The sequence below is a fragment of the Alkalibacillus aidingensis genome, assembly GCF_014595945.1.
Lineage (GTDB): Bacteria > Bacillota > Bacilli > Bacillales > Alkalibacillaceae > Alkalibacillus > Alkalibacillus aidingensis.
This window is the reverse complement of record NZ_JABXWU010000001.1, coordinates 677,837-696,458: the sequence shown is the minus strand read 5'-3', so window position 1 is coordinate 696,458 and position 18,622 is coordinate 677,837. Positions and strand designations below refer to the sequence as shown.

Below are 18,622 nucleotides of genomic sequence, written 5' to 3'. Positions count from 1 at the left end.
GGATATGATGGTGGGGAAGCGAACAATGGTGGACAATTATCAAAGCATGTTTCCAAAGGTTATCTTTTCAGCAATTACCGCCCCAATGCTTTTTGTCTTGATCATGACGGTACAAATGTTCCAAGGTGAGATTAGTGAATATCATCTGGGCATGACTATATTAATTGCGATATTATTTACGGTAATTATTTCTTTTGAAATTAGTCATTATAAATTTTGGACGAAGAACATGTCTTTGGCTAATTTGTTACTTAGTGGTGGGATGGTGCTACTCATAGCGGCTATTCAAGCGTTCAGTCCCACCATTGATTCAATATTTTATATAGTTCCTATAGCCGCATACGCGGTTTTATTAAATTACCTAGTCCACGAACGTTTTGCCATGGTATCTTCTGTTTTAATGGCTATTATGGGTAGTTTTGTTTTTGCGTTATTCGACTCCGTGTCCTACTTTATGAATGCATTTTTGTATTTTTTAATGTCTCAATGGTTTGCTATATTTCTTTATGATTTTATTAAAGATCGGGTTTCTTTGTTTAAAACATCGATCCCCTTAATAGTGTTACATTTTTCAATGGTATCGGTATTTCAGGTTAGGTCATTTTCGGATTTATTGTCTATAGATTTCATGATGGCAATCGTGTTTTCAGTTTTGTCTACCTTTGTCTCAGCAGTCCTAATTCTAGGTCTACTTCCTTTGTTTGAAGCTGGCTTTAATTTATTAACTGAGTCTAAATTGTTAACGCTATCCAACCCTAACCATTCTTTATTAAAAAAAATATTAGTCGATGCGCCAGGAACGTACCACCACAGTGTGATGGTGGCAAACTTAAGTGAATCCGCTTGTGAAGCAATTGGAGCTAATGGATTATTAGCGAGAGTTGCCGCATATTACCATGATATTGGTAAGTCTTTTCAGCCAAAATATTTTATAGAGAATCAACAAAATATGAAAAATCCACATGATGATTTAGAACCAGAAGTTAGTGCTGATATTATTCTTAGACATCCCTATGAAGGTGCAAGAGTTTTAAGAGAATATGGCTTACCTCAGGAAATTATTGAAATAACACTAGAACATCACGGAACAACGTTACTTAAATATTTTTATTTCCAGGCAAAAGAACAAAATCAAGAGGTTGATGAATCTCGTTTTAGATATAAGGGTCCTACTCCACAGTCTAAAGAATCGGCTGTTATAAATATTTGTGATTCTGTGGAAGCCGCAGTCAGATCTAAATCGAACCCGACTTCCGAAGAGATTAGAAACGTTGTCCGTGCGATTATTCACGATCGTTTACTAGATGGACAATTAGATGAAAGTCAGTTAACTTTAAAGGAATTACGAGTAATTGAAGAAACCATTTGTGATCTGTTAAATGGTATTTTCCATTCGCGGATCGAATATCCAGACGAAAACGATTCAAAGGCCGTCAAGGAGGGCTAGCTAATGCAACTAGAATTAATTGATGAGACAGGAAGTGTAACAGAACAGCAACAGAATCTTCTAAAAAATGTTCTGGAACTAGCAGCAAAACGTGAATCGGTTGAACCAAATGCTGAAGTCTCTCTAACTTTTATAACCGATGAAGAAATTAAAGAAATTAACCGAGATTACAGAGAAAAGGATCAAGTGACAGACGTGATTTCATTTGCATTAGAGGAGCACACAGAGGATGAGTTAGTTGTTCAAGGAGAAGACATTCCCATCCATTACGGTGATATTGTTATATCAATTGATCGCGCCTATGCCCAAGCAGATGAGTATAATCATTCGATTGATCGAGAGTTAGCATTTTTAGCTGTACACGGTTTGCTACATTTAATCGGCTATGATCACCAAACAAAAGAAGAAGAACAGATGATGTTTTCTAAACAAGAGGAAATCCTAAACGAGTATGGGTTAAAACGTCATGAAAAATGATCGGGTTGGATTTAAGTATGCATTTTCGGGTGTGTATTCAGCTTTAAAGACAGAGCATAATATGAAAGTCCATTTTATTATTATGTTCATTACGATCTTTACCGGTTTGTTTTTAGGTCTTACAACTATTGAATGGCTTTTTGTTTTATTAGCTATTGGGTTAGTATTAGCTTTAGAGTTAGTCAACACCGTTGTCGAATTAATAACTGATGTGTTATTTGAGTCACAACACGAAACTGCTAAGTTAATTAAAGATATTAGTGCCGCTTCTGTCTTAGTTGCAGCTATATTCGCCGCACTGGTAGGTTTGATCATATTTTTACCCAAAATATTAGCAATCTTATGATGAATAGTCATAACCGTGTGGTGATCGCACGGTGTTTTTTGTTTTATGTCATAAACATTTGTCGATTATGTGAAAAGTAACTTGATTTGTAGTAAGATTATAAACAACATCTTGAATAGGAGATATGTACAATGACAGAACAATTTCATTCCGGTTTTATTGCCATTATCGGACGACCTAATGTAGGAAAATCAACTTTTATGAACCGTGTGATAGGTCAAAAAGTGGCAATTATGAGTGACAAACCGCAAACAACAAGAAACAAGATTCAAGGGGTCTTAACCTCTGAACAAGCACAGTTCGTTTTTATTGATACACCAGGTATTCATAAACCAAAGCATCGCTTAGGTGATTTTATGGTGAAATCAGCAATTAACACCCTAAATGAAGTCGATGTTATTATGTTTATGGTTAATGCTGATGAAGGATATGGTAAAGGTGACCAGTATATTCTAGAGCGATTAAGTCAAGTCTCAAAGCCGGTAGTATTAGTGGTAAATAAAATCGACCAAGTTCACCCCGATCAACTATTACCCTTGATTGATACGTACAGGGAAAAATTTGACTTTAAGGAAGTTGTGCCAATCTCTGCACTAAATGGCAATAATGTTGATCAATTATTAAACGTTTTACAAGATGAACTGCCTGAAGGACCGCAATATTATCCAGAAGATCAAATTACTGATCACCCTGAACGATTTATCATTAGTGAACTTGTTAGAGAGAAAGTGTTGCACCATACGCATGAAGAAATTCCACACTCTATTGCGGTAGTTATTGACTCAATTAAGCCTCGAGATGGCAAGGATATGATAGATGTACAAGCTACCATTGTTGTAGAGAGAAAGTCACAAAAAGGCATTATTATAGGTAAACAAGGGAAAATGTTGAAACAGATTGGTTCAGAGGCACGTAAAGATATAGAGACGTTATTAGGTTCAGGTGTATTTTTAGAATTGTGGGTTAAGGTCCAAAAGGATTGGCGTAATCGAATGTTTTACTTACGAGATTATGGGTATCGAGATGATGAATATTAATAAATTAACCGCTGATTAAGTCTTATTCATTTTTATAACTGGTAATTATTTTTACTTATGAACTATATCAATCAGGTGAAAATATGGTTGAAAAGGATTTCAGTTAAACAAAGCTGAAAGGTGGCGAATATGATGTTACCATGGAAGATTTTTGAGAAGACAGGTAATGTTGAGGCTTATTTATTAATGAAACAGGTTGAAGGTTTAAATGAACGTAAAAATGACCAGCAATTAAAACGGAGTAATACTTTATCTAGTGTCAACCCCAAAACATAGAACTGAAAGTGGGGAAACTATGCTTGAAAAAGTGAATGGTTTGATCTTAAGAACACAAGATTACGGAGAGACAAATAAAATAGTCACTTTCTTTACAAAAGAATATGGTGTCCTTAGTGCAGTTGCCAGAGGTGCTAAAAAATCAAAAAGTCGAATGGCTGCGGTCACGCAGCCATTTATATATGGCCAATTCTTGCTGCAAATTGGCAAGGGGTTAGGAACAGTTCATCAAGGTGATCCACTTCATAGTATGAGACATATTAGAGAAGACATAATTAAGACTGCCTATGCTACATATATGGGAGAACTCACTATTAAAACATTAAATGATCGTGATAAAAACGTTCCTTTATTCGAGGAATTATTAAAGAGTTTTGAGCGATTAGAAGAAGATGTTCCACCTTTAGCTATAGCGCTAATCTACGAACTTAAAGTATTTCACGTCGGTGGTTACGGCCCTGTTGTTAGTCAATGCGTTAATGGCCATGAGGACTTACCAATAGTCGGATTTTCAGTTTCTGAGGGTGGAGTTGTATGTGAACAGTGCCGCCATCGTTCAGCAGATGTGGTTCCCCTTTCGCCCAAAACATATAGTGTGTTAAGATTAATGAGTCATACAAGTATAGCTAGAGTACGCAACATTTCAATTAAAGAAGAGACGTTGACTTTAATCAATCAAATATTAAACGATTATTATGACTATTACGGTGGGATGCCTCTAAAATCAAAACGTTTTCTAGAACAGATTCATCTTTTTGAGTCATAAATCCAAACAGAGTGACAATATTATCACAAAAAGTCACCCTTTATTTAATAAATCCTTAAAATAGTATATAATAATTAAAATGAGTATGACCTAATTAAGGGTGGTGAAAGACGATGGATTTAACTCACCGTCAAGAACTAATCATTGAAATCGTTAAAAAACATGGTCCGATTACAGGTGAAAACATTGCAGACCAATTAGATTTAACTAGGGCAACACTAAGGCCTGACTTAGCAATCTTAACAATGGCCGGCTTTCTCGATGCACGCCCTCGTGTTGGATATTTCTATACGGGAAAAACAGGCAATGAATTATTAACTGATACATTAAAAAAATTGAAAGTTCGTGATTATCATTCCGTTCCGGTCGTTGTTAATGATCAAGCTAATGCGTATGATGCTATTACAACCATGTTTTTAGAAGATGTTGGTACGCTATTTGTTGTGGATGGACATGGAATGTTAGTAGGTGTCCTCTCACGTAAGGATCTATTAAGGACAAGTATGGGACAACAGGATCTCAACGATGTTCCTGTACATATTATTATGACTCGTTTACCTAAGATAAAAGTTTGTCAAAAAGATGATTTGTTAATTGATGCAGGTATTAAGTTAATTGAAAACCAAATTGATGCACTTCCTGTGGTGGCTGAACATGATAAAGGCGTAGAGGTTATTGGGCGATTGACGAAAACGAACATAACGAAAGCTTTTGTTGAGTTGGTGAAAAATGAAGACGTATAAGGGGGGAAGTTTTAATGCACCCATTAAGATTTTATATCATTTCTGACTCTGTAGGGGAAACGGCAGAGTTATTAGCTAAAGCAGCCCTAAGCCAATTTGTAAATAGTGATATAGAAATTCAACGTATTCCGTATGTTGATGATTTCAAGACATTAGAAGAAGCTGTCTTAACCGCTAAAGAGAACCATAGTTTAGTGGCCTATACACTGGTTAAGCCAGAGTTCAGAGAAAAAATCGATGAATTAGCTAAACAATATGATGTTGTTGCACTAGATTTGATGGGCCCACTTTTAGATCGTTTGCAAAGCCATCTAAAGCAAGAACCTGTGTTAAAACCAGGTTTAGTTCACAAATTGGATGAAGATTATTATAAACGGATCGAAGCGATTGAATTTGCGGTTAAATATGACGATGGACGGGATGCTAAAGGGATTTTAAAGGCAGATTTAGTTTTAATTGGAGTATCTAGAACGTCTAAGACACCACTATCACAATTTCTCGCTCATAAACGATTGAAGGTAGCTAATGTTCCAATTGTACCAGAGGTTGACCCACCTGAAGAGCTATTTCAGGTTCATCCTGATAAATGTATTGGTCTAAAGATTAACGCAGATAAATTAAACCATATTAGAACGGAACGGTTAAAATCTTTAGGACTTGACGGTTCAGCGAATTATGCAAGATATGATCGGATACAAGAAGAAATTAATTATTTTAATAAAGTGGTCGAACAAATAGGGTGTAAAACCATCGATGTTTCAAATAAAGCGGTAGAAGAAACAGCCAATGCTATATTAAATGAGTTAAAGAAGTAATGGATACCCATTACTTCTTTATTTGTCTTCTTTAAAATAATAATAAAATTTTGTCGAAATGAATCAGATTTTTTAATCAAAGTATTAGCATATGATCTAATTTTAAGTTATAATTTTTATTTGTGATGAATAGAGAGAGTAGCCATTAATCAAGAGTATCGGTGTTATTTAGCTGAATTTGGCACAGTAATTTCAACAAAAGTGTGACAAGCTATAATGATCTTAGAAAAAATGTCGATAATTGAAGGTATTTTCTTTTTAATATCGAATATAAAGTTATATGGTGATGCCCATGCAACAAAAAATACCAGAAGAACTGATTGATCAAATTGTTTCACAAAATGACATTGTCGACGTAATTAGTGAGCATGTCAAACTGACTAAGAAAGGTAGAAACTACTTTGGTCTATGCCCTTTTCATGGGGAAAATACACCATCTTTTTCTGTATCTCCAGATAAGCAAATCTTTCATTGCTTTGGCTGTGGAAAAGGTGGCAACGTTATCAAGTTCATTATGGAGTTAAACTCGACAAACTTTGTTGAAGCAATCCAAGCACTTGCTGAGCAAAGTGGTGAAACAATCCCTGAACAATTTATACCTCGGCAAATCGAGGAGACTCTCTCTGAAAGCGAAAAGGATGCATTACAAGCATATGAATGGTCGACGAAATTATTTCATCATGTGCTTAAACACACGACTGATGGTAGAGAGGGTCTGAATTATTTACAAAAAAGAGGGTTTCAACCAGATGATATCGAACAATTTCAATTAGGGTATTCTCCCCCTAAAAACCAATTTTTATCAACGTTTCTACAAAAGAAAGGCTTTTCTTTAGAAAATTTGTTAGATGTTGGTTTATTAAGCAGCCGAGATGGGAATACCTTTTTTGACCGTTTTAAAGGGCGTGTCATTTTTCCGATCCAAAACCATCAAGGAAAAGTAGTTGGCTTTGGAGGAAGAGCTGTTGAAGATGGTGTTGAGCCAAAATATTTAAATAGTCCTGAGTCTAAGCTTTTCCAAAAAGGTAAAATTTTATACAACTTTTATCAGGCTAGGAAACATTTTCAAAAGCAAAAGAAAGCCGTATTATTTGAGGGCTACGCTGATGTTATTAAAGCTCATCGATCAGGTGTTTATCATAGTGTGGCAACACTTGGGACAAGCTTGTCACCTTATCAAGCTAATTTGCTTAAACGATATGTCGATACAGTTATCATTTGCTTTGACGGGGACCAAGCGGGAAGAGATGCAAGTGATCGAGCTGCTAAAACTTTAAAAGAGGCTGGATTAGAAGTTAGAGTAGCAAGCATTCCGAATCAGATGGACCCCGATGACTTTATTGAAAATTATGGTTCTGAGAAATTCCATAAGCAAGTACTAACTCCAGCAGAATCATATATTGCATTCTCACTTAACTTTATGAAAAAAGATTTCAACTTACAGACTGAACACGATCAGTTAGCCTACATCGAAAAAGCACTCGATCTAATCGCCACCGTAGACCATGCAGTTGAAAGAGATGTATATCTTAAAGATTTATCGGAAACATTTGATTTATATCGAGACACTTTAGAACAAGAGATCCAAGAGCGCAGAAGAATAAATAAGCGTGATCATGATAAAGATAATCATGTTAAGAATAATGAGAAACAACCTAAACAATGGAAGAAAAGTGAAAAGATTTATTTAGCGTATCAAAATGCTGAACGTTATTTGATCGCTCACATGTTACAAGATGATCATATAGCAAATCAAGTTCAGCAAAGACTTGGGTCGAAATTCAATATGGAAGAACATCAAGTATTAGTGACTTATTTATACGCATATTATGAGGAAGGGAATCAACCAGATGTTAGTCGGTTTATGCAACGCTTACCTGATGATTCATTAAGACAATTAACAGCCGAACTAGCACTAATTCCGATAAATGAATCTCTAGAACGAGATGAATTAAATGATTACCTTTTTGCCATTACTAAAGAAAGCGATGTAGAACAAGAAATTCGCTCTCTTGAGCAGATGTTAAAAAAGGCTGAAAAAGAAAACGATCCAAAATCTGCAGCGCGAATAGGTATGAAAATACTTGAATTGAGGAAGAAAAGTAATAAATCCAAGCTATAGCAGTCGGTTTGGAAGGAGGGGTATACATGGCTGAGAAGCCAATTGAATCAAAAGAGGTAGATCAAGATCTCACACTAGATCAATCTAAAGAACAGCTTTTAGAAATGGGCAAAAAACGAGGTGTTCTCGTATACGAGGAAATTGCTGATAAACTGGGCCATTTTGAGTTAGATTCAGAACAAATGGACGAATTTTACGAACAGCTAGCAGACCAGGGGATCGATATCATTGGTGAAAATGATGACCCTAGCATGCAAAAAATAGCAAAAGAAGAAGAGTTCGACTTAACTGATTTAAGTGTACCACCAGGTGTTAAAATTAATGACCCCGTTAGAATGTACCTTAAGGAAATTGGTCGCGTAGACTTGTTAACCGCTGATGATGAAATCGAGCTAGCAACAAGAATTGAACAGGGTGATGAAGAAGCGAAAAGACGCTTATCTGAGGCGAATTTACGTTTAGTCGTCAGCATTGCAAAACGCTATGTTGGTCGAGGAATGTTATTTTTAGACTTAATTCAAGAAGGAAACATGGGTCTTATTAAGGCTGTTGAGAAATTTGATTACCGTAAAGGCTTTAAGTTTAGTACCTATGCAACTTGGTGGATTCGTCAAGCAATTACCAGAGCAATTGCTGACCAAGCCCGAACTATTCGTATACCAGTGCATATGGTTGAAACGATTAACAAATTAATTCGTGTCCAACGTCAATTACTACAAGACTTAGGCCGTGAACCAACACCTGAAGAAATTGCAGAAGAAATGGATTTAACACCTGATAAGGTTCGTGAAATTCTAAAGATCGCTCAGGAACCTGTATCCTTAGAAACGCCAATTGGTGAAGAAGATGATTCACATCTTGGTGATTTTATAGAAGACCAAGAAGCCACTTCACCATCAGACCATGCAGCTTACGAGCTACTTAAAGAACAACTTGAGGATGTATTAGATACTTTAACCGATCGAGAAGAGAATGTATTGCGACTAAGATTTGGCTTAGATGATGGTCGCACACGTACTTTAGAAGAAGTAGGGAAAGTTTTTGGTGTGACAAGAGAAAGAATTCGTCAAATAGAAGCAAAAGCCTTACGTAAGCTGAGACACCCTAGCAGAAGCAAACGCCTGAAGGACTTCTTAGAGTAAGTCTTCAGTTTGCTCTCCCGGGAGGGGCGAAGATGGGGAATGACCGTAAAGAAATTATCATCGATGAAATTAAACATTGGAAACAATCAAAGTTACTACCTGAAAAATACTGTGACTTTTTATTAGCCCTTTACACTTATGGGGAAGGAGTTCATGGAGAGAATAAACAAACGGGAAGTGGTTGGCTTAACAATGCATTATTCTCTATTGACATTCTGTTCTTAATCCTCCTTCTACCAATTTCATTTTTAATTACGCATGTTTTACAAGTAAGCATTGTCCTTGAAATAGTCTTGTTTATCAGTTTATTGATAATTATTTTAATCCATTTTTACCATTTTAAACAACATAAAAAGGCGTATATTCACATACCAATAATCGCTTTTTTCCTAGTGTTTCTGATTAGTTCAATATCTGTCTTTCATCACTTTATTGGACAGCAAGGTTGGATTAGTATTGTGATTTTTGCACACTGTTTATTATGGGTAATCTATGGATATAAACGCCAGTATTATTATTTGAGTGCTTCTGGAATTGTTGGGATGATTCTATTTATCGCATTAATATTTATATAATATTCACAAATTATCCCTTTCCTAGCTAGATGTTTTCGAGTAAAATGTATATAGTTTAGTATGCATACATATAGGTGGACACAAGGAGGAAAAGTAACGATGAGAAGAAATCCAGTTGTACCTTACGTAGTAATTGGAATATTAGGTATTTTAGCTATTATTATTATGAGTGGAGTAGGACTTGAACAAATGAATAAAGCAGAAGAAGCTGATGATGGTGAAGAAACTACTGAAGAAGCTTCTGCGGATCCTGAAACCATTTATGAAAATAATTGTATGAGCTGTCACGGTGGTGACCTTGAAGGTGGTACAGGTCCTGAATTAGCTAATGCCAGTGATCGTTTCTCAATTGAAGAGTTAGAAGAAATTATCGCTAACGGTGTTGAAGGTAGTGCTGTTATGACTGGTGATTATGCTTCTGATGAAGAGGCAGAGATATTAGCTGAATGGTTAATGGAACAATAATTTTACCCATTAAAGTCCAGAAGCATCCTTGTAAGTAGTTGCTTACAAGTGTTTCTGGATTTTTATTATGGTAGATTAATGCAGACACACTTCTTATAAGAGGTTATTTTTGTCATATAATGGATAGGATGTGCAGTAACTTTTTGTTTCGTGGTCAGTGTTTCTCAATGACGTTTTGCGCTTCAAACGGCGGTGAAACGTCATCGAGAGAGCGTCTCGCTTACGTTTTGCGCATCAAACAGTGGTGAAACGTCATCGAAAGAGCGCCTCGCTGACGTTTAGCGCTTCAAACGGTGGAGAAACGTCATTGAGGGCGCGTCTCGTTTACGTTTTGTGCTTCAAACGGTGGTGAAACATCATCGAAAGAGCGCCTCGCTGACGTTTAGCGCTTCACACGAGGTCAAAACGTCATTGAGGGCGCGTCTCGTTAACGTTTAGCGCTTCAAACGGTGGTGAAACGTCATCGAAAGAGCGTCTCGCTTACGTTTTGTGCTTCACACGAGGTCAAAACGTCAATGAGACCACTTCTCCTGTACAGTTTAACCCACCGAATTGCTCATCATTTCATTGGGACAGACACAAAACTAGTTAATGAACATCATCCATCAATTTTTCAACAACACTCATGAAGAGCTACACCTAAAATCAAGTGAAAAATGATCGTAATAGGAGCGAATCAAACTATGACAGGCATTCAATTGTCAACGAGGTTAGAACGAGTCAAAAAATACATAACTGATCAGATCAATGCATTTGCGGATATTGGCTCGGACCATGCTTATTTACCCTGCCAAGTATGTCTTGAACATCCTAATATTAAAGCAATTGCCGGTGAAGTTAATCAAGGGCCTTATCAAGCAGCAGTCACCCAAGTTCAAAAAGAAAATTTGCAAGATAGAATTGATGTAAGATTAGGTGATGGGTTAAACGTTATTGCACCTAATGAAGTTGAATGTGTGACGATTGCCGGAATGGGAGGCACACTAATTACAAGTATTTTAGAAAATGGATTGGACCGACTTGAAGGTGCGAACAGGCTAATTCTTCAACCAAATATCGATGCATCATCAATTCGGCAGTTTGCCATCCATCATCAATATGAGATTATAAACGAAGAGATTTTAAGTGAAGATGGTTATATTTACGAAATAATCGTCCTGGAACCGACATCATCTCCAATAGAATATACAGCAAAAGAAGTCTATTTAGGTCCTAAGATTTTGGAGAATAAAAATCAAGCATTTGCTAGCAAATGGCGAAAAGTTTACGATAAGAAAAAATCTATTATCAAACAAATGAAACAGGCAAAAGAACCAGATCAATCTAAAATTGAAAAGTTTGAACAACAATTAGAATGGATTGAGGAGGAATTGTAAATGAGTCAGACGACGGTGAAAGGTGTTACTTCACTACTTGAAGAAATCGCCCCCAAGTCACTAGCTTTTGAAGGTGATAAGATTGGCTTGCACGTTGGTCAAATGAATGCCAAGGTAAAACGAGTAATGCTAGCTTTAGATGTACTTGAAAATGTTGTTGATGAAGCCATTGAAAATGACGTGGATTTAATTATTGCTCATCATCCATTAATTTTTAAGCCACTAAAATCGATTCAATTAAATAGTGAAAAGGGACGAATTATTCAAAAATTAATTAAGCATGACATCAACGTGTATGTGGCTCATACTAACTTAGATATTGCCAGTGGTGGAGTAAATGATATGTTAATGAGCCAATTGGAGATTAAAAGTGACGATGTTCTTGTTGAAACGGAAAGGGAATCATTGTATAAGCTAGTTATTTTCGTTCCAACATCACATGAAGATGAATTAAGAAATGCATTAGCAGAAGCAGATGCAGGTCATATAGGTAATTACAGTCACTGTACATTTAACAGTGAAGGGTATGGTACCTTTAAACCTGAAGAAGGGACAAACCCATATATTGGCAGTACAGATCGGTTAGAAAAGGTATCGGAGCTTAGAATGGAAACGATTGTACCTGAATCTAAATTAGATCAAGCAATTAAACTTGCGACAAAGGCTCACCCTTATGAGGAGATGGCATACGACGTTTATCCATTACAGATCGATGGTGAAAGAAAAGGATTAGGTAGAATTGGAAAACTACCTGAGTCTATGACTTTAGAACAATTTGCTAATTTAGTTAAAAATAAATTTAATGTACCACAACTTAGGTATGTAGGGGATTCAACAAAGAAAGTTAAACAGGTAGCTGTCATTGGAGGAGATGGTAATAAATTTATCCATCAAGCTAAGCATAAAGGTGCGGATGTGTTAATAACTGGGGATGTATACTACCATACAGCTCATGATGCGTTAGGGATGGGTCTTGCATTAATTGACCCTGGTCATCACATTGAGCAAGTTATGAAAGATGAGCTTCTCAAACTGTTAACAAGTAAGGCAGAACAACATCAGTTGGACGTGTCATTTATTTCATCGAACATCGCTACTGAACCTTTTAACTTTTTATAAGAAGATTCTCTTTATTATGAATATTGTTATTTATTCGAGCTTTGTTGACAGTCGTCTATGCGATTGATAATCTACTAATAATATTCAAAATAGAAAGGGGATAGGTTAATTGTGTGGGAGCAAAAGTTTGCAAAAGAAGGCCTAACATTTGATGATGTTCTTTTATTACCTGCTGAGTCAAATGTGGTTCCACGAGAAGTTAATGTCGCAACTGAGTTGACGGAGACGTTGAAGTTGAATGTACCGATAATCAGTGCTGGAATGGATACGGTCACTGAGGCTCAAATGGCAGTAGCCATGGCACGTCAAGGTGGTTTGGGCGTGATTCATAAGAACATGTCGATAGAAGAACAGGCAGAGCAAATCGACAAAGTAAAACGCTCTGAGCGAGGGGTTATTACAAACCCGTTCTACCTAACGCCAGATCATCAAGTTTTTGATGCAGAGCATCTTATGGGTAAATACCGTATTTCAGGTGTTCCGATTGTTAATAACAAAGATGAACAAAAACTTGTAGGAATTATTACTAATCGAGATTTACGTTTTATTGATGATTATTCAATGGAAATCTCTAAAGTGATGACTAAAGAAAATCTAGTAACAGCACCGGTTAATACGAGTTTATTAGAAGCTGAGCAAATTCTTCAAAAACATCGCATTGAAAAACTACCTTTAGTAGATGAGAATGGTGCTCTAAAAGGCCTAATTACGATTAAAGATATCGAAAAAGACGTTGAATTTCCTCAATCTGCGGTTGATGAACAAGGTCGTCTATTAGTTGCTGCAGCAGTAGGGGTCTCTGGTGATACGAAATTGCGTGTTGAAAAACTAGTTGAAGCAGGCGTTGATGCGTTAGTAATTGACACTGCTCATGGTCATTCACAAGGAGTTCTTAACACGATTAAACAAATTCGTGATCAATATCCTACCATGAATTTAATCGCCGGAAATGTGGCAACTAAAGAAGGAACGAAGGCCTTGATTGATGCAGGGGCAGATGTCGTTAAAGTAGGAATTGGTCCAGGTTCAATATGTACGACTCGCGTAGTAGCAGGAGTTGGTGTTCCACAAGTTACAGCAGTATATGATTGTGCAACTGAAGCAAGAAAACATGGTGTGCCAATTATCGCTGATGGTGGTATTAAGTACTCAGGTGATATCGTTAAAGCATTAGCTGCTGGGGGACATGCAGTTATGTTAGGTAGTATGTTAGCAGGAACCAAAGAAAGCCCAGGGGATGTAGAGATCTATCAAGGTCGTCAATTTAAAGTCTACCGAGGTATGGGCTCTGTTGCTTCTATGGAAAAGGGGAGTAATGACCGTTATTTCCAAGAAGGAAAGAAGAAGTTTGTCCCTGAAGGAATTGAAGGTAGAGTTCATTATAAAGGGCCAGTTGGTGATACCATTTATCAAATGATCGGTGGCTTACGCTCAGGTATGGGCTACTGTGGGGCACATGATTTAGTTGATTTAAGAGAACAATCTCAATTTGTAAAGATCACAGGTGCTGGACTTAAAGAAAGTCATCCACATGATGTGCAGGTAACTAAAGAAGCTCCTAACTATTCTTTGTAAATCAGCAAACTTTTAATTAACCTTATAACCTTAAATAAATTAAGTGGCTTCATATATACTCACTAATAAGGTGTGAGAGTATCTACCGGGTTGCCCTAAACAACCTGACTATGAAGGCAGTTTTTGAAGTACAATTCTGCCTTTGTATATCCTTTAGGTGGAGTTGTACTTTTTTATTGTTAAAAAGGTTAATTAAAAAAATCAGTTTAAGGGTTAAAGTAAAGAGGTGAATTCATTGAATCAAATTGATGAAAAGATAATAGTATTAGATTTTGGCAGTCAATATAACCAACTTATAACAAGGAGAATTCGTGAATTAGGTGTTTATAGTGAGTTACATTCTAACCGAATCACTGCAAAAGAATTACAGGAGATGAACCCTAAAGGGATTATTCTCTCTGGTGGACCAGGTAGTGTATATGATGAAGATGCTAAACACATGGACCAAGGAATCTATGACCTAGGAATCCCTATTTTAGGGATCTGTTATGGTATGCAATTAATGGCTAAACAACTTGGTGGTGAGGTGAAAAAAGCGAGTCATAGGGAATATGGTAAAGCAACGATTGATGTGACCAATCGTTCTTCACTGTTCCAAACTTTACCAGAGGAGCAAGTCGTATGGATGAGTCATGGTGACTTAGTGACCGAGTCGCCTAATGGGTTTATGGTTGATGCTACAAGTTCCAGTTGCCCAATTGCTTCCTTCAGTGATGAAGAGCGTCACTTTTTTGGTGTTCAATTTCATCCGGAGGTTAAACATTCTCTTTATGGCAATGATTTGTTAAGAAATTTTGTCTTCAACGTTTGTCATTGCGAGGGCGAATGGACAATGGAGAACTTCATCGATATGCAAGTTCAGGAAATCCAAGAACTGGTGAAAGACCGTAAAGTTTTATGTGCTTTAAGTGGTGGGGTTGACTCTTCCGTTGTCGCTGTATTGTTACATGAGGCGATTGGTGATCAGTTAACTTGTATTTTTGTTGATCACGGGTTACTAAGGAAAAATGAAGCAGACGACGTGATGAAGATGTTCCGTGAAGGTTTTAATATCAATGTTATTAAAGTGGATGCCAAAGATCGCTTTTTAAACAAACTAAAAGGAGTCCATGATCCTGAACAAAAACGAAAAATTATCGGTAACGAGTTTATTTATGTTTTTGACGACGAAGCAGATAAGCTTAAAGAAATGGATTATTTAGCTCAGGGGACATTATATACAGATATAATCGAAAGTGGGACAGAAACAGCTCAAACGATTAAATCTCATCATAACGTCGGTGGTTTACCAGAGAATATGGACTTTCAGTTAATTGAACCTTTAAACACTTTATTTAAAGATGAGGTGAGGAAACTGGGAGAGGAGTTGGGGATTCCACAACATATTGTTTGGCGTCAGCCATTTCCAGGACCAGGATTAGCCATACGAACCTTAGGAGAAGTGACTGAGGAAAAACTAGAAATTGTTCGTGAGTCTGATGCAATTCTTCGTGAAGAGATTAAATTGAATGACTTAGAAAAAGACGTATGGCAGTATTTCACCGTTTTACCAGGTATACAAAGTGTCGGGGTGCAAGGCGATGAACGAACTTATAATCATACGATAGCTATTCGAGCAGTGACTTCTGTCGATGGTATGACCTCTGATTGGGCAAGAATCCCATGGGATGTATTAGAGAGAATATCAACCCGTATTACCAATGAAGTAAACGATGTTAATCGAGTTGTTTATGATATTACAAGTAAACCACCAGCAACAATTGAATGGGAATAAAAATGGATATGAGTCAAATGTTGGGGTGCTCTTGCTTAATGGTCTAAGTAAATTTTGAAAATTTAGGAGCTTCCACCACATTTAGTATCGAGGTTCTGATATATATTGGGCCAAAAAAATAACCACGAAAGGCGTGGTTATTTTTTTATACTTTTTTGGGCTTAACTTTTGGTAATATTTTATTATTTGTAATTTTACTGTTTTGATCCCATGTTGATTGATCTTCAGGATCGTATTGCTCAATAAAGCGTATCACTTCTTTAGTTATTGGAGTAGGAGTAGAAGCACCTGCTGTTATCGCAACTGTATTACAATCTTCTAACCATTCTCTTTTAATTTCACTAACATCAGCAATTCGGTATGCAGTTGTGCCGGCCTTCTCTTTAGAGACTTGAGCTAAACGATTTGAATTGTTACTCTTGGGATCACCGACAACTAACGTCAAGTCAGCGTCTTTAGCTTGTTCAGCAACAGCTTCTTGTCTAACTTGAGTTGCCATACAAATTTCTTGTATCATTTCTGTTTGAGGATATTTTTTCTGTACCTCAAGCATAATATCATAAACATCCCATTGACTCATGGTAGTTTGGTTCGTCACCACAATTTTAGCATTCTTATCTAGATCTAGTTGCTCAACATCTTCTTCAGTTTGAATTAAATGAACATGATCAGGTGCAACGCCTACAGCACCTTCTGGCTCGGGGTGCCCTTTTTTTCCGATATAGACTATCTCATAATTTTCACTTACTTTTTCACGTATTAAATCGTGTGTGCGTGTTACATCTGGACAAGTTGCATCGAGTACAGTTAATCCTTTAACTTCGGCCATCTTTTTAACTTCTGGTGAAACACCATGCGCAGTAAAGATGACAGTACCTTCGTTTATATCTTTTAATAACTGATCACGTGTCTGGTTTTTACCATCTAAGGTAATTACCCCTTCATCTTCAAAAGCTTGAGTCACGTGACTATTATGAACTATCATTCCGAGTATATAAATTGGTCGTGGTAAATTAGGGTCTTTGGCTGCATTACTTGCTATGACCATCGCATCCACCACACCATAACAGTATCCCCTTGGAGCAATTTTAATGACTTCCATGAAAACATGGCCTCCTCATATAATCATCTCTATTCGTTATTATAAAGGTTATGAACAACTTTGACAAAATCTTTCTATGAGTGGCATTTATATTTCGACTCATTTATAATAAATGTTGGTATAAAAAGGAGTTTGAGTACTATGAAAAGATATTTCCAAGCCTATCAGTTAACGGACCATATGCTTGATATTATTGAGGAGTTAAATTTCAAGCATGCAACAGAAATTCAGCACCGTGTCATTCCTCAAGCATTAAGAGGAAAGAACATTATTGGACAGTCACAAACAGGAACAGGTAAAACACATTCATACCTAATACCAATGTTTGACCAAATTAAATCAGATGAACAACAGGTACAAAAGCTTGTGATTGCTCCGACGCGAGAGTTGGCTATGCAAATTTACGAAGAAGTTAAAAAAATGATTTCATTATCAACGACAGAGCCAGAGTGGAGAGCAAAATTGGTTGTTGGTGGAACTGATAAACAAAGAATGCAACAAAAGCTGCAAACACCACCCCACCTGATTGTTGGAACCCCAGGTCGAATACTGGATTTTATCGATGAAGAAGTGATCAACCCTTCATCTGTGGAGACGGTTGTGATCGATGAAGCGGATTTATTGATTGACCTTGGGTTAATGGAAGAAGTGGACCAAATCTTGTATCGTATGCATGAAAATGTTCAGACAATGGTATTTTCTGCGACAATTCCTAAAGGTTTGCAACCATTTTTAAAGAAGTATTTATCCAACCCAGAGCACATTGAAGTTGATGGACAAGCTTTAAGTCCAGAAAAATTAGAACACCGATTAATTCCATTGCGCCATCGAAAACAGGCTGACTTGATTGTAGAAGCTTCAAAGCTTATTCATCCATACATTGCCTTAGTATTTGTTAATAAGAAAGAAGAAGCAGATCGTTTGGCAGGTGAGCTATTAGATCGAGGTTTAGAAGTTGGGGTCATTCATGGTGGTTTGAAACCACGAGAACGTAAACGAGTTTTAAAGGAATTAAAGACCTTACGCTTTCAGTACATCGTTGCAACTGATTTAGCGGCAAGAGGGATTGATATACCTGGTGTTAGTCACGTCTTTAACGCTGAATTACCAACGGATATGGATACGTATATTCATCGTGTTGGGAGAACTGCGAGAGCTGGTTTAGAAGGAACAGCGATTAGCTTTTACCAAGAAGAGGACCTGAAGTTGATTGAGGATTTGGAAGAAAAGGGTATCCAATTTACGAATTATGATATTAAGAAAGGTGCTTGGGTAGAAGTTAAGAAATGGAATGAAAGAAAGAAGCGAGAAAAGAAGGAATCAGAAATAGAGACAGAAGCTTGGAAACGTGTACGCAGACGTAAACAAGTTAAGCCCGGGTATAAAAAGAAAATGAAAAATGAAAAAGAAAAAATAAAGAAAAATTTAAAAAGAGAGCAGTACCGTAAAGGGAAAAGAAAGTAAT

General features: G+C 36.8%; 18 protein-coding genes and 1 riboswitch. Of the genes, 17 read left to right on the top strand and 1 reads right to left on the bottom strand.

Annotated features, from left to right (window positions below; translation table 11 throughout):
- Window positions 1-25: 25 nt before the first annotated feature.
- From HWQ49_RS03625 to guaA, 16 genes are all read left to right on the top strand, one after another.
- The gene (locus HWQ49_RS03625; RefSeq protein ID WP_188206191.1) at window positions 26-1,447 is read left to right on the top strand and encodes an HD family phosphohydrolase; all 1,422 of its coding nucleotides are present in this window, start codon (window positions 26-28) and stop codon (window positions 1,445-1,447) included.
- Between the two features lie 3 nt (window positions 1,448-1,450).
- Window positions 1,451-1,924: an rRNA maturation RNase YbeY gene (ybeY, locus tag HWQ49_RS03620; RefSeq protein ID WP_188206190.1), complete on the top strand. Its 474-nt coding sequence runs from the start codon at window positions 1,451-1,453 to the stop codon at window positions 1,922-1,924.
- Window positions 1,914-2,270, top strand: coding sequence for a diacylglycerol kinase family protein (locus tag HWQ49_RS03615; protein ID WP_188206189.1), 357 nt, complete (start codon window positions 1,914-1,916; stop codon window positions 2,268-2,270). Before ybeY ends, HWQ49_RS03615 begins: the two co-directional genes overlap by 11 nt.
- Before the next feature lie 131 nt (window positions 2,271-2,401).
- Window positions 2,402-3,307: a GTPase Era gene (gene era, locus HWQ49_RS03610; RefSeq protein ID WP_188206188.1), complete on the top strand. Its 906-nt coding sequence runs from the start codon at window positions 2,402-2,404 to the stop codon at window positions 3,305-3,307.
- Window positions 3,308-3,439: 132 nt separating this feature from the next.
- The gene (locus HWQ49_RS03605) at window positions 3,440-3,583 is read left to right on the top strand and encodes a YqzL family protein (protein WP_223154973.1); all 144 of its coding nucleotides are present in this window, start codon (window positions 3,440-3,442) and stop codon (window positions 3,581-3,583) included.
- 19 nt (window positions 3,584-3,602) lie between these two features.
- Window positions 3,603-4,349, top strand: a complete 747-nt coding sequence (gene recO, locus HWQ49_RS03600; RefSeq protein WP_188206186.1) for a DNA repair protein RecO — start codon at window positions 3,603-3,605, stop codon at window positions 4,347-4,349.
- Between the two features lie 113 nt (window positions 4,350-4,462).
- Entirely contained in the window at window positions 4,463-5,092 is a 630-nt protein-coding gene (locus tag HWQ49_RS03595; RefSeq protein ID WP_188206185.1) for a helix-turn-helix transcriptional regulator, read from the top strand.
- A 14-nt stretch (window positions 5,093-5,106) separates the two neighbouring features.
- Complete coding sequence (locus HWQ49_RS03590) at window positions 5,107-5,907, top strand: pyruvate, water dikinase regulatory protein (RefSeq protein ID WP_188206184.1); 801 nt, start codon at window positions 5,107-5,109, stop codon at window positions 5,905-5,907.
- Window positions 5,908-6,199: 292 nt separating this feature from the next.
- A complete protein-coding gene (gene dnaG, locus HWQ49_RS03585; protein WP_188206183.1) occupies window positions 6,200-8,029 on the top strand; it encodes a DNA primase in 1,830 nt (609 codons plus the stop codon).
- A gap of 26 nt (window positions 8,030-8,055) precedes the next feature.
- Window positions 8,056-9,171: an RNA polymerase sigma factor RpoD gene (gene rpoD, locus HWQ49_RS03580; RefSeq protein ID WP_188206182.1), complete on the top strand. Its 1,116-nt coding sequence runs from the start codon at window positions 8,056-8,058 to the stop codon at window positions 9,169-9,171.
- Between the two features lie 32 nt (window positions 9,172-9,203).
- Window positions 9,204-9,746 (top strand): hypothetical protein, encoded by a 543-nt coding sequence (locus HWQ49_RS03575; protein WP_188206181.1) that lies wholly within the window; start codon window positions 9,204-9,206, stop codon window positions 9,744-9,746.
- A 99-nt stretch (window positions 9,747-9,845) separates the two neighbouring features.
- Window positions 9,846-10,211, top strand: a complete 366-nt coding sequence (gene cccA / locus HWQ49_RS03570) for a cytochrome c550 (RefSeq protein ID WP_188206180.1) — start codon at window positions 9,846-9,848, stop codon at window positions 10,209-10,211.
- Between the two features lie 683 nt (window positions 10,212-10,894).
- The gene (locus HWQ49_RS03565; protein ID WP_188206179.1) at window positions 10,895-11,587 is read left to right on the top strand and encodes a tRNA (adenine(22)-N(1))-methyltransferase; all 693 of its coding nucleotides are present in this window, start codon (window positions 10,895-10,897) and stop codon (window positions 11,585-11,587) included.
- Entirely contained in the window at window positions 11,588-12,706 is a 1,119-nt protein-coding gene (locus tag HWQ49_RS03560; protein ID WP_188206178.1) for a Nif3-like dinuclear metal center hexameric protein, read from the top strand.
- A 111-nt stretch (window positions 12,707-12,817) separates the two neighbouring features.
- On the top strand, window positions 12,818-14,281 hold the full coding sequence (gene guaB, locus HWQ49_RS03555; protein WP_188206177.1) for an IMP dehydrogenase: 1,464 nt from the start codon (window positions 12,818-12,820) through the stop codon (window positions 14,279-14,281).
- Between the two features lie 29 nt (window positions 14,282-14,310).
- A riboswitch (purine riboswitch) is annotated at window positions 14,311-14,412 on the top strand.
- 104 nt (window positions 14,413-14,516) lie between these two features.
- On the top strand, window positions 14,517-16,055 hold the full coding sequence (gene guaA, locus HWQ49_RS03550) for a glutamine-hydrolyzing GMP synthase (protein WP_188206176.1): 1,539 nt from the start codon (window positions 14,517-14,519) through the stop codon (window positions 16,053-16,055).
- Window positions 16,056-16,200: 145 nt separating this feature from the next.
- On the opposite strand, the gene HWQ49_RS03545 is transcribed toward guaA, so the two are convergent.
- Complete coding sequence (locus tag HWQ49_RS03545) at window positions 16,201-17,157, bottom strand: 4-hydroxy-3-methylbut-2-enyl diphosphate reductase (protein WP_188206175.1); 957 nt, start codon at window positions 17,155-17,157, stop codon at window positions 16,201-16,203.
- 141 nt (window positions 17,158-17,298) lie between these two features.
- Between HWQ49_RS03545 and HWQ49_RS03540 the strand changes: the two genes are divergently transcribed.
- Window positions 17,299-18,621: a DEAD/DEAH box helicase gene (locus tag HWQ49_RS03540; protein ID WP_188206174.1), complete on the top strand. Its 1,323-nt coding sequence runs from the start codon at window positions 17,299-17,301 to the stop codon at window positions 18,619-18,621.
- Window position 18,622: the final 1 nt, after the last annotated feature.

Bases quoted from the DNA above. Each gene is read 5' to 3' on its own strand.
- cccA (WP_188206180.1), top strand. From the start codon at position 9,846: ATGAGAAGAAATCCAGTTGTACCTTACGTAGTAATTGGAATATTAGGT.
- HWQ49_RS03575 (WP_188206181.1), top strand. From the start codon at position 9,204: ATGGGGAATGACCGTAAAGAAATTATCATCGATGAAATTAAACATTGG.
- dnaG (WP_188206183.1), top strand. From the start codon at position 6,200: ATGCAACAAAAAATACCAGAAGAACTGATTGATCAAATTGTTTCACAA.
- HWQ49_RS03605 (WP_223154973.1), top strand. From the start codon at position 3,440: ATGTTACCATGGAAGATTTTTGAGAAGACAGGTAATGTTGAGGCTTAT.
- HWQ49_RS03625 (WP_188206191.1), top strand. From the start codon at position 26: ATGGTGGACAATTATCAAAGCATGTTTCCAAAGGTTATCTTTTCAGCA.
- rpoD (WP_188206182.1), top strand. From the start codon at position 8,056: ATGGCTGAGAAGCCAATTGAATCAAAAGAGGTAGATCAAGATCTCACA.
- HWQ49_RS03565 (WP_188206179.1), top strand. From the start codon at position 10,895: ATGACAGGCATTCAATTGTCAACGAGGTTAGAACGAGTCAAAAAATAC.
- HWQ49_RS03595 (WP_188206185.1), top strand. From the start codon at position 4,463: ATGGATTTAACTCACCGTCAAGAACTAATCATTGAAATCGTTAAAAAA.
- era (WP_188206188.1), top strand. From the start codon at position 2,402: ATGACAGAACAATTTCATTCCGGTTTTATTGCCATTATCGGACGACCT.
- ybeY (WP_188206190.1), top strand. From the start codon at position 1,451: ATGCAACTAGAATTAATTGATGAGACAGGAAGTGTAACAGAACAGCAA.
- HWQ49_RS03540 (WP_188206174.1), top strand. From the start codon at position 17,299: ATGAAAAGATATTTCCAAGCCTATCAGTTAACGGACCATATGCTTGAT.
- recO (WP_188206186.1), top strand. From the start codon at position 3,603: ATGCTTGAAAAAGTGAATGGTTTGATCTTAAGAACACAAGATTACGGA.
- HWQ49_RS03615 (WP_188206189.1), top strand. From the start codon at position 1,914: ATGAAAAATGATCGGGTTGGATTTAAGTATGCATTTTCGGGTGTGTAT.
- HWQ49_RS03590 (WP_188206184.1), top strand. From the start codon at position 5,107: ATGCACCCATTAAGATTTTATATCATTTCTGACTCTGTAGGGGAAACG.
- HWQ49_RS03560 (WP_188206178.1), top strand. From the start codon at position 11,588: ATGAGTCAGACGACGGTGAAAGGTGTTACTTCACTACTTGAAGAAATC.
- HWQ49_RS03545 (WP_188206175.1), bottom strand. From the start codon at position 17,157: ATGGAAGTCATTAAAATTGCTCCAAGGGGATACTGTTATGGTGTGGTG.